Genomic DNA, 10,915 nt, shown 5'->3' on the forward strand with positions numbered 1-10,915 from the left:
ACACCTGGCAACTCTCCCTGCATTTTCAATTCGAGTTTAGCTGATTTTGCTTTCTTTTGCCCCACATTGCCAAGTTCCGGCAGATCCCTATGAAATTAAGCAGGAGTGAGCGGCTACACTAAAGACAGAAGATCAAATGGGGAGTTTTGACCGATGGCTGCACACATGGAATTTGAGTTTGGTCTTCGCGGTGGTGGCGCAGCACCGCAGCGAAAATCGACTTCGGTTATGCGTATCTTGTTGATGGGTAACTTCAGTGGTCATCCTGAGGATGCAGGGCCGCTGATTGAACGCGCCATTCGTCAGGTGGACGTGGACAATTTTGAACAGCTGATCGGGCGCTATGCGCCGAGTGTGAGTCTTCAGCTTGGTGAGGGAGAGAATGCCCGGATCGATCTTACCTTCAGTGAACTGGAGGAGTTTCATCCCGATGCCTTGTTTCAGCGCCTTGGTCTTTTCAAGGCATTGCGTCAGCTTCGTGGCAGATTACAGGATGCGAATACATTCTCTGCCGCCGCTGCCGAACTTCGGCAAGAAGCCGCAGCCGTCGACGTAATATCAACCAGCGAAGAAACAGTCGGCGATTCTGCCACACCTGAGCAGCAAGGCGATGTGTTCGAGCGCCTGTTAGGCCGTGAGTCCAGTAGCCCGATAACAAGAGAGAGTGCGCCTAATGCAGGGATAGAACAGTTTATCCAGCACATTGTCGCAGCGCATATCGTGCCCGGGGCCGATCCTCAACAGGCGGCATACATCTCCTCAGTGGATGATGCCATTGGCGAGCAGATGCGAAGTCTGCTGCACGCGCCCAAGTTTCAGGCGCTGGAGGCCACCTGGCTTGCACTACAACGTCTGGTCACAGGCGTGGAGACAGATGAGACTCTGAAGCTTTATACATTCGACATTACCAAGTCGGAACTGGCGGCAGATATTTCCACCTTGTCGGACAACCCGTCAGGATCGTCGCTCTATCGTTTATTGGTGGAACAGGGGGTGGGGAGCACGGGTGGTGAACCCTGGTCGGTGCTGGCGGGCGACTTCGCCTTCGGCGCAGGAGAGCAGGATGTCGCTGCGTTACATGCCTTGGGGCTGTTGGGCTCTCAGGCAGGTGGTCCTTTTCTCGCCGCCGCCTCACCACAACTGCTCGGTTGTGATGTCATCACAAAGCCGGTGGAGAAGTGGGCTGGATTAGATGGGGATGCGGCACAGCGTTGGCAGGCGTTGCGTCAGACTTCAGCAGCCCGTTGGCTCGGTTTGGCTCTGCCACAGCCTTTGATGCGACTGCCCTACGGCAAAGGGGGGGAGGAGATCGACAGCTTTTCCTTCGAAGAGATTCCACTGCAGCCGGGAGATCATGAAGACTATCTTTGGGGTAGCCCGGCCTTTGCCTGTGCCCAGCTATTGGCGGAGGCATTTGTCGCACGTGGCTGGGCCATGGAGCCCGGAGACCGCCTCGATATCGAGGGTCTTCCAGTCTTCACCTTTGAAGTTGACGGCGAACGGCAGATGCTGCCCTGCGCCGAGGCATGGATCAGCGAGCGTGCAGGGGAGGTGCTGCTCAAACAGGGTGTCATGCCGCTGCTCAGTCACCGCACCCGCAACATGGTCAGGGTGTTGCGGTTTCAGTCATTGGCCTTGCCGCCGGTTAATCTGGCTGGACTGTGGCAATGATATTGGGGGCTTAGTATCGGTCTGATAGTGTGGCCTGTTCTGAAAGATCCAGCAGGAGAGTGTTATGCCCAAGTTTCAGGGCTCCGGGTTTGCCGTTGAACTGCCGGAGCAGTGTATCGATGCCTCGGTCTATACCTTCGCATTTCCGGCAAAGGGAAATGATTCACCCTATATGACGATCCGGGTGGAGAAGCGGTCTGAGGCGCCTGATCTCAAGACCTTGGCGGATCAGGAGATGGAAGCTCTGAGAGAGAAGGTCGAGGCGTTTCAACTTATCAGCCAGGCGGCAGGCAAACGATCGGGTTGTGACGGTATCATGAGCAGCTGTGAGTGGGGTGAGGGTCCGGCGCGGGTGCGGCAGAAACAGTTGCTCATAATGCAGTGCGGTGAAACCGTCCATCTTTACAAGCTGACGGCGGTCTCTTTGGCCTCCAATCAGGCCGCAACCGACCCACTGTTTGATCAGATATTCCGTAGTTTTGCGCCCAATACGATTCAGCTTCCTTGAAGGATTACGTCTATTATTTTACAGACCCCGTAAAGAACAAAAGATGCTTGATAGCGTGGTTTTTCCTGACCAACTCCATTCATAGAAAAGGTTGTACCTGGAAAATTCCAGAAGATCGTTGGACCACCTGAAATCGCGATAGGTACGATAGTTGGAAATCCTTTCAAGTCGCTCAATTGCCATGGGTACATCCTGTACAAATCAAGTTCACAGTACGCGCTTCACCATGTTTGAAACATAGTCATCTGCATCATCAATCTGGAACAGGATATTCCAGCCTTCCATATCCTGCTTAGTCACTGTACGTCCATCGCCAGACCACTGGCTTTCGAGCATTGAGGCCAACGTGTTGGATACCAGAAAAGCGTGCAGCTCGATATCTTTGCTTGCTGTATCCTGTGCATGCAGATCGGCCTCGATAGTTTTTATGGATTTATAGAACTGAACTTTAGGGTCTTCGGGCTTATGGTTGCGCAGCCCCTTGGGATCAATAAAGACGATTTTCTGCTTGGCACCTTGAATAAGCCAAAGAATGAAATCCGGGTAAAAGCCCCCTTCCAGGAAGAAGCCGACGCCATCGCCTCTACTCTCGTTTCTAAGCAGATAGGTCTCGAAGCCTTTGAAAACACCATTTTCCATCGCCTTCTGCATATCCTCGACGAATTGCTGCTCGCCTTTGTTCAGGGGAACAGGGGCTACTTCTACTTCTTTGTCATGTTGGGCCAACAGAGGTTGGTAAAGATGGCGTTCGCACCATAGCAGCTCCAGGCCACTCGGCTTCTGCCCACGCCAGTTCGAGATATTTCCCCCAAGTATCTCAGTGCGCAGTTTGTCGAGCTGATTGATCAGGGATTCGTGACGATTACGATCAACAGTCAGCACATAGCTTCCGCCCGGAGTCTCTTCGCTGACACCGGGAAAGAGCGCCTTATCGCCGACCAGGGGGCGGTACTCAAGTTTATCTGCCTCCCACTGCTTACGCCGCCATGCATAGAAGGCTTCGGTATATTTCTTCAGCAGGGTCAGGGCGATGTCATACCAGGTTCTCAGCCCATCCAGTGCGCCGGGTGAGAGGGTTTCCTTGGGTATGTAAAGGGTATACCAGGAGGGATCAGCAATTACCTCTCTGATCTGGTCACGGCTCAGGGTCAGGCTCGCCCAGCGCTTGTCTCGTTTGAAGGTGAGCAGATCGAAATAGAGCTTATCCATATCCAGCATCGCTAGATGCAACGCACCCAGATTGCCATTATTACGGCCAGCCTCCTGCTGCCCCCGCCTATCGGTAGCAAAGCCTTTAACCTGCGGATACCAGTCCAGGGTGATACGAGGCGGGCAGATGAAGTAGTCTTTTTCCTGTGGCTTGAGCGTCTTCGGCGGCAGCAGGTATACCTGCTCGGCAAGCTGACTGAATGCGCTGCCCTGCCCTCCCAGGGCACGACCGGCGATGGATTCTTTCAGGCGGATAACGCTGAGGTTGCCGGGCAGAGGTTTGATGTGCGCCAGCGGCAGCCGGTACTCTTCCAGCCCTTCATTGATAGGAATCTCTTCCTCTTCGAGTTCTTTGCGAAACTGGGCAATGTAGTCCGCTTTGACGCCGAAGATATTCAATGTTTCGAGAACGCCGATATGTTTAGGGCGCTCCAGGCCCTCAGGCAGTTGCGGCACGACTTCAGCGGAACGTTTCAGGGTCTCATTCCACCCCTTCAATCGCACCCCGCGACCAAAGAGCTGGATGATCTGCGCACCCTCACTCTTGCCCACGTTCATCAGCGTCATATTAGAAACACGCCAACTGCTCCAACCTTCGGTGAATTTCTTGGACCCAATCAGCACATTGACCCGGCTATCCGGCTGGTTGATGTCATTGAACAGAGATGCGGAGAAGCGCGAATCCTGCACCGCCAATCCGGCCTTCTCACAGAGCTTAACCAGCTTACTGTCATCACCGACGTTGATAACACCGAAGGGAATGTCTGAGGCGCCTGCTCTCAGCGCAATCTCACCGGCAACACCACTGATATTTTCCACATAGAGATGACCACCTGCGGTATGGAATAACCTTTCCAACAGGTCGCTATAAAGCGTCTCGGGCGTTTCGGTTAACGACTTGAGATAGTCGAACCGACCGGATAGCAGATCCACGCCCCCCGCACCGACCATGCCGTTATCCAGAAGCCTGCGGATAGCCGATACGGTCGCCTCTTTATCCTTGACCGCCTTGTCGAGAAACTGCAGCACCTGCACCGTATCAGAGGCTTCTCCCGTAGAGAGACTGGCGGTCACCTTGCTGCTGACGAAGATCCACAGCGGCGGCTCAATATTGAAAGGCTTGAGTGTGTCTTTCCGTTCATCGAAGAGGCGTCGCTGCTGGTAGAAGCTCAGAAGCGATGCCACCAGATAGGCGTAGTGGTCCTTGTCGTCCAGGTTCTTCTGCAAGTTGAGAATCTGCGACTGCTTGCCATAACCATCCCCGTAGAAAAAACGGTAGGAGTAGTCGAACAGAATTGCCTTGCTGTAGAGCTGACGCCTATCATCACGCGCCATAGCGGCTTGGGCAAAGGTGGCGGAGTATTCAAAAGAGAACCCCTTCTCACAGAGCGCATTTCTATGCCGCAGCCACTCTTCACCCGAGGAGCCACGGTGGCCTTCATCCACCAGCACCAGGTTGTTATTGCCGAAAGAGGCGGTGGCTACCGTCTTCTCTTTGGCCTCGTCACGGAACTTGTTGATGTCGATAACGATGACCGCATCGGCAAACAGTGAACCCTGGTTTTTGCTAAAGGGGGTGGCATGTATGCCAGAGGTTTCCATCTCCACCAGATGCTGCCGGGTAAGTCCCTCATTGGGCGTCAGAAGGATGATTCGACCAAGATCCTTGGCATTACCATAGTGCTCAAGGTAGTGCCTATACTGCAGGATATTGGCGTGCATGATCAGCGTCTTGCCTGAACCTGTGGCACTCCAGTAGGCGACTTTGTTGAGTTGCAGCCACGGTAGTTCAGCCTCATCCAAAACTGCCAGTGGCGGTTGATCCGCATGTTGGTCATTCCATGCCTCAACCTGTTTGTTGAGTGCGTCTCTAAGATCTTCCGGTTTACGGAACAGCCAATCCAGATAGACCTCGGTAAACAGCAGCATCAGGTACTGAAAGTACTTCCACTCCACCGGCTCCTCTCGCGCCAGTGCACGGCCGTCATTGATGCTCTCTGACAGGTGCTTGATATTGCGGTCATACTCTCGCAACTCCTCGTCGCTGATGCCAGGCAAGCCTTGCGCTTCGTTGAGCAGACGTTGAACAATCTCGTGCTCACCTTCGCTGTTGCGGCCAACCACTTCGCCCATCATCTGGTGACGGTCTCTGAGCGCCTCCAGCAGAGGCACCTCTCGTCCACGAATGTCATAGCGGCCATCCATCGAATCAAAGCCAAACAGCGAAAACAGCCACTGGTTGAGTACCAGTTGGCGGCTGAACGGCAAGGGTGGTGTCCTTTTCCTGGCTCTTTTTACCACGCTTAGCTACCCAGTTCGTCCTGTTGATTGGTCGGCGCATCTTCACCAATGATAACCGGCTTGCCATCCTTCCAAATCACCGCGTATTGGCCCAGTTTATGTTTACGCTTAAGCGCTTCCTGAACCGCCTCGCGCAGGCTATCCAACATCTTTTGACTCTCTTCTGAAATGACAGGGGTTGCAGGTTGTTTGGTGTTGCTCATAGTCCGCCCTCCTTTAAAAGGCGTCTGTAGAATTCAGTATGAATGATCTCGCGTTCATCGCCGACTTGTTCAAATACAAGCTCAGGGTATTCCTGATGATTCATGAAGCAGCGTGTGCGGGATACCAAAGATGAATAGTCCACCAACAGATTGTACAGACTGCGTGGGAAACGACGTTCGATGGCATGAGCAGGAATATTGTGCCCACCATGAGCCACTCGTTCGGCGACTCGCATTTGTGACATCTTCACATTGGGCAGGGCCAGATAGACCAATTCAACTTGCCAACCAGTTTCTATCAATCCATTGACTAGACGCAAATAGGTACGGCCAGATAAGGTAGTCTCAAAGGCGAAATCTCCATGTCTGCCGATATTCGCCTTAATTTCCCGGAGAAAAATCCGGTTTGCGGCCATCTGCTCCCGCTCCGGCGCCAGTGGAGACAGTCCCGCCGCAATCAGGTCGGCATTGATGAAATTGCGGCAATTAGCCACTTCCGGCAGATACTTCAAGGCATAGGTGGTTTTGCCCGCTCCGTTGGGTCCTGCAATTATCCAGCAGATAGGCATGTTCAAACTCCCTCACTGCTGAACATAAGGCGATGGAAGTCCTCCTCGATAAGCTTGATGCGTGCTTCCAGCAGTTCACCATTGCGCTTCTTTGGAATGGTGATGTTGTGGTCGCCATTCACGTAGAGGATGTCAAACTCGTCATCCAGACTCTCGGTCATACGGATCTTGAGTTTGTCGATGAGCACCGCATCGAGCACAGCGTTGTCTTTCACCAGGCCGTTCTCCTCCTTGTCGATGACACAAGGCAGATTGCGCCAGACCACTAGCACCTTCTGGCCCTTGCGGGTAGTACCCACCACAGATCGGAACCACCAACGGCCACCCTCAAAACGCTTCACGCTGGCCTGCCAGCGGCCATGCTCGGCCTGGCTCAGTTTGGCATCAAAGTGGATCGGCGCGGCGATATACTCCACCGTCAGGCCGATTAGCCAGTTGAAGGTCTCCAGCAGATCCACATTGACCCGTTTGGTCTCATCCCCGGTGGGATTGCGTACCTGGAGTTGATAGCGGGTGGGGTCAACGAACTTGGCGACGTTCAGTAGCGAGTCGGAACCACGGGTCTCCACATCCAGCATGTAGTTGAGCAGATAGGCTTCGCGGGCGGCCTGATCTTCCGAGCTTTGGGAGGTAAGTAGATCCTGCTGGGCCTTTTCACGGTTCAGTTTTAGGTTTGCCAGGGCGTCTTCGTAACTTTCAAGACGGAGGTATTTGAAACAGTGGGAAACGCCGTTGAGATTGCCGTTTTTGTCGGGTTTTGGTTTACCGTCTTTCCAGTCTTTAGAATAAATGACTTTTTGAATACGGGGTTTAAGGATGGTATCGAAATAGCCACCCATCTCAATGAGCGTGTAATTGCGCGTACCTTTATCTTCTCGGTTTAAGTCAATTACTGCATGCCCTGTTGACCCAGACCCAGCAAATAAATCGAGAACGTTACCGGTTTTCGATAGTCCTGATGTATTTATAATTTTTTTAATTAATCTCGTGGGTTTTACCGTGTTGAAAACATCTCCACTAGTCTCAAAATAAACCATCGAAACAAGCTCTTTTTTTGCTTCTTGCGTATGACCAACCTCTTTATGTGGCCATATCGTAACCGGTGTCACCCCGTCTTTAACCTCACTTAGATACCGCTTTAAACGAGGCATATTGTTTCCATCTTCACCCCACCAGATGATGCCTTGTCGATCCATATCCAGGAATTTATTCTTCGCTATTCTCCAGTAATTGCCGACTGCAGGTGTAAATATTTTTCCTGTTGGACCTTCTACTTCGTATGTCCCTTCACTGTAATAGTTTCTTGCGGTTAGATCACCAGAGGTCCAATCCCCCCTAGAGTCACCATCTGGATTAGAGTAGCGATTAATTGCATCTTTACTCCTAGGTAACAAGCCGATTTCAAAATTATCTATTGATTTCGCATAAGACAACACATAGTCATGATTTTCTGAATAGAATTTGGCCGTGTTACGAGGCGAGAAATTTTTCTGCCAAATAATATTGGCTATAAAGTTCTGCTTTCCAAACAAGCCATCGAATGTTGCTTTAAGATACGGATACTCGGTGTCATCAATGCTCATATAGCATGAGCCATTTGGTGACATTAGTGGGCTAGCGGCGGCTATTCTGTTATCAATAAATGTCAGCCAACTACTGCGTTTTGCATTATCCCTATATAAAAACTCATCGCTACCTGTATTATATGGAGGGTCTGTATAGATTGTATTAATTCTGCCGATATATTTTTCTGTAGCTAGATTTAGTGCCTGGAAATTTTCAGAGTGTACCAACAATCCATTACAAAGCGCATCAATGCCATCAACACCTGCCACTAATTGAGTTTTCAAATAATTTTCAAATAACCCCGTATCCAAAATAAGAAACAGATTCTCGATTAAGAACGTCTTCGTGATCTTCGTGTCCTTCGTGGTAAACCCCAGTCTCTCCCACTCCTCATGCTGCCGTTGGTTCGCCACAATTTCGTCATAAAGAGACTCAGGCACCCGATCCAAGGTAATGCAGTAATTCGTCTCCGTAACAAACTTCTTCTTCAACCACAGCTTCTTCTGAAACTCCTCAAGCTGTGCCAGAAAGGCAATGATCTTCTCGCCAATAGTTCGAATCACTTCGATCTTGGAGAGCAATGGCGCCAGTCTCGCGGGCTGGTTTTTCATCGCCGCCACGTCTTCCCATCGCAGCAGTTCATTCTTGATGTAGAAATCCAGCTCACGGGTGAGGAAGCCCCCCAAATCCTTGTGGATGAAGTAGTCGAAGGTGTTTTTCCTGGTGTAGTTGTTGAGCTGGCCCTGCAGGATGGGGTAGTCGGCCTTCTCACCATCGGCCTTCGTATAGGGCTGGCCGAGGCCGTTTTTCCAGGCAGCGGGCAGGTCGCTGTTCTCGCCCAGCAGTCGCTCCACCGCCATCTGTCGGCAGTGATCCTGGGTGGGTGATTTTTTGACGGCAGCGGCTGTTGCTCCGGCCTTGGCGGTTGCCGTCCAGTCACTGGCGGTGGTGGCGCGGTAGTGGAAACGGAGATTGAGCGCTTTACCTTGCTCTCCTTCCAGCTCTTCCCAAGGCTGTTCAGCATCGAGTATGAAGATCCGCTTGCTGGTCTCGCTCTCCTTCACATTGTTCTGCGCACCAGGATCGGCATCCACCAGCTTGAAGTGGACGCGCATGGGGTTGGCTTCATTGTCTGGATCCAACCGGAAGCTGTAGTCACGCAGCGTCTCTGAGGATTTGATGTAGTACTGGTCTTTGTTGGCCCAGTGCAACACCACCTCTTCACCGCTGTAGGGGATGGCGTAGGTGCCGTCTTTATAGACGCGACGGGAGATAAAATCACCCTCATCGTAGTAGCGGCTGAAGAAGGTGATGAGTGCATCGTAGACCTCGCCCTCTTCACGGCCCAAGTCGAGACCATGGGCAAGCTGGCCCTGTAACGCCTTAACCTTTTCGTGTTCGTCCGGGTTTCCACCAAGTTTCTCAACAGCCTGACGAATTTCTGCCAGCTCTGCTTGGAGAGCAACTTTGTCCTGTGACTGGAAATCCTTAAAGGCGTCATTGACGATGCGCGGCAGGTCTTGCTCAACAAAACGGTTAATGTCGTCCTTACGGGCATGCATGATGCGGTAGATGCCGAAGTCGAGTTCCGGCTGGTTGAGCTGGAACAGTTCATGCAGCAGGGTGATGAACTTCTGTTTTTTGTTGTAGCTTGAGGCCATGGGTCAAATTTCCGTGTCTACAGGGTGAATGGTGCGGTTCGTTCCTCACCGGCACCCTACGTGAATGTAGGATGTGGTGAGCGGTAGCGAACCGCATCAATCACGCGATGTGTTTGCATATCGCTCAAATTCGTTGTTGTCACGGGTGAGCAGCGTTAAAAACTTGGAGTGCAGGAAGAGCTTTTCACGCCCGACCTTGTGCTCTTCCAACACGCCGATGTCGCAGAGCTGTTTGAGGTAGACCGATGCGGTCTGCCGTTTCGCGATGCTGTTATCCACCAGATTGGCAATGCGGCAGTAGGGCTGTACAAAAAGCTGCTCCACCAGTTCGCGGCTGTAGATGTTGCCGGCTTTTTTCTGTGCGTACTGAACGGTGTGCTCCAGCAGGGCCTGTGCGGCGCGGATCTTGTCGCCGGTCCAGACGGCGGTCTGGCGAATGGCATCCAGCATGTAGAGCATCCACGCTTCCCAGCGCTCTTCCGTGGTCACCTCCAGCAACAGGCGGTAATAATCGGCCTTGGTGCGGTTGATATGACCGGAGAGGTAGAGTGTCGGCTGGTTGAGCAGCCCCTGTTCCACCAGATAGAGCAGGTTGAGTACACGGCCGGTACGACCGTTACCATCGATAAAGGGGTGAATCGCCTCAAACTGGTAGTGGCCCGCCGCCATGCGCACTAAGGGGTCAATGGTCTCCTCCTGGTGCAGAAAACGTTCCCAGTTGGCGAGCTTATCGCGCAGCAGCGCCTCGCCTTCGGGTGGGGTATAGATCACTTCTCCCGTACGGTCGTTGACCCATTGTGTGCCGGGGGTTTGGCGAATATCGAGATTTACATCCTTGATGATGCTGCAGACTTCAACCGCGGTGCCGGTACTCAACGGCCGTCTCATCAGCATCTGATGTCCCTGGTAGAGTGCCGTGCGATAACGCAGCGCCTCTTTGGTGGCGGCATCAATCTGGTTGTTACCCGCCTCGGCAAAGCGGAACAGGCGGTCGGATGTGGTGACGATGTTTTCAATCTCAGAACTGGCTTGAGCCTCCAGCAATGGGATGGCATTGATCAGCACGGCCTGATTGGGCAGATTTTCCCCCAATTGCTTGAGTTCAGCCACTGCCGCCCGAGCCTCAATGCAGAGTTTAAGTACAGCGCGGGTTTCCAGCTCCTCAGTGGGCGGCAGGAGTGGTAATTCGTTGTAAGGTGCCTCTGGCAGAAATGGCTTCATATGTCG

General features: G+C 52.5%; 7 protein-coding genes. 2 read left to right on the forward strand and 5 right to left on the reverse strand.

Translation table 11 applies throughout. The features are described 5' to 3' along the window. The first annotated feature begins 153 nt into the window (after window positions 1-153). Both HPY30_16280 and HPY30_16285 read left to right on the forward strand, forming a co-directional pair. On the forward strand, window positions 154-1,671 hold the full coding sequence (locus HPY30_16280; GenBank protein ID QYZ67401.1) for a hypothetical protein: 1,518 nt from the start codon (window positions 154-156) through the stop codon (window positions 1,669-1,671). A 64-nt stretch (window positions 1,672-1,735) separates the two neighbouring features. Next, window positions 1,736-2,179: a DcrB-related protein gene (locus HPY30_16285; protein ID QYZ67402.1), complete on the forward strand. Its 444-nt coding sequence runs from the start codon at window positions 1,736-1,738 to the stop codon at window positions 2,177-2,179. A 207-nt stretch (window positions 2,180-2,386) separates the two neighbouring features. Here HPY30_16285 and HPY30_16290 read toward each other — a convergent pair whose 3' ends face one another. The 5 genes from HPY30_16290 to HPY30_16310 form a co-directional block, all read right to left on the reverse strand. Beyond that, on the reverse strand, window positions 2,387-5,593 hold the full coding sequence (locus tag HPY30_16290; protein QYZ68096.1) for a DEAD/DEAH box helicase family protein: 3,207 nt from the start codon (window positions 5,591-5,593) through the stop codon (window positions 2,387-2,389). A gap of 98 nt (window positions 5,594-5,691) precedes the next feature. Next, window positions 5,692-5,892 (reverse strand): hypothetical protein, encoded by a 201-nt coding sequence (locus tag HPY30_16295; GenBank protein QYZ67403.1) that lies wholly within the window; start codon window positions 5,890-5,892, stop codon window positions 5,692-5,694. After that, the gene (locus HPY30_16300; GenBank protein QYZ68097.1) at window positions 5,889-6,461 is read right to left on the reverse strand and encodes a hypothetical protein; all 573 of its coding nucleotides are present in this window, start codon (window positions 6,459-6,461) and stop codon (window positions 5,889-5,891) included. Before HPY30_16300 ends, HPY30_16295 begins: the two co-directional genes overlap by 4 nt. A gap of 2 nt (window positions 6,462-6,463) precedes the next feature. Then, the gene (locus tag HPY30_16305; GenBank protein ID QYZ67404.1) at window positions 6,464-9,688 is read right to left on the reverse strand and encodes a site-specific DNA-methyltransferase; all 3,225 of its coding nucleotides are present in this window, start codon (window positions 9,686-9,688) and stop codon (window positions 6,464-6,466) included. Window positions 9,689-9,784: 96 nt separating this feature from the next. Beyond that, the gene (locus HPY30_16310; GenBank protein ID QYZ67405.1) at window positions 9,785-10,909 is read right to left on the reverse strand and encodes a Fic family protein; all 1,125 of its coding nucleotides are present in this window, start codon (window positions 10,907-10,909) and stop codon (window positions 9,785-9,787) included. Window positions 10,910-10,915 lie beyond the last annotated feature (6 nt).

The sequence above is a fragment of the Gammaproteobacteria bacterium (ex Lamellibrachia satsuma) genome (genome assembly GCA_019623805.1).
Classification (GTDB): domain Bacteria; phylum Pseudomonadota; class Gammaproteobacteria; order Chromatiales; family Chromatiaceae; genus QGON01.

Bases quoted from the DNA above. Each gene is read 5' to 3' on its own strand.
- HPY30_16280 (QYZ67401.1), top strand. From the start codon at position 154: ATGGCTGCACACATGGAATTTGAGTTTGGTCTTCGCGGTGGTGGCGCA.
- HPY30_16310 (QYZ67405.1), bottom strand. From the start codon at position 10,909: ATGAAGCCATTTCTGCCAGAGGCACCTTACAACGAATTACCACTCCTG.
- HPY30_16290 (QYZ68096.1), bottom strand. From the start codon at position 5,593: ATGGATGGCCGCTATGACATTCGTGGACGAGAGGTGCCTCTGCTGGAG.
- HPY30_16285 (QYZ67402.1), top strand. From the start codon at position 1,736: ATGCCCAAGTTTCAGGGCTCCGGGTTTGCCGTTGAACTGCCGGAGCAG.
- HPY30_16300 (QYZ68097.1), bottom strand. From the start codon at position 6,461: ATGCCTATCTGCTGGATAATTGCAGGACCCAACGGAGCGGGCAAAACC.
- HPY30_16295 (QYZ67403.1), bottom strand. From the start codon at position 5,892: ATGAGCAACACCAAACAACCTGCAACCCCTGTCATTTCAGAAGAGAGT.
- HPY30_16305 (QYZ67404.1), bottom strand. From the start codon at position 9,688: ATGGCCTCAAGCTACAACAAAAAACAGAAGTTCATCACCCTGCTGCAT.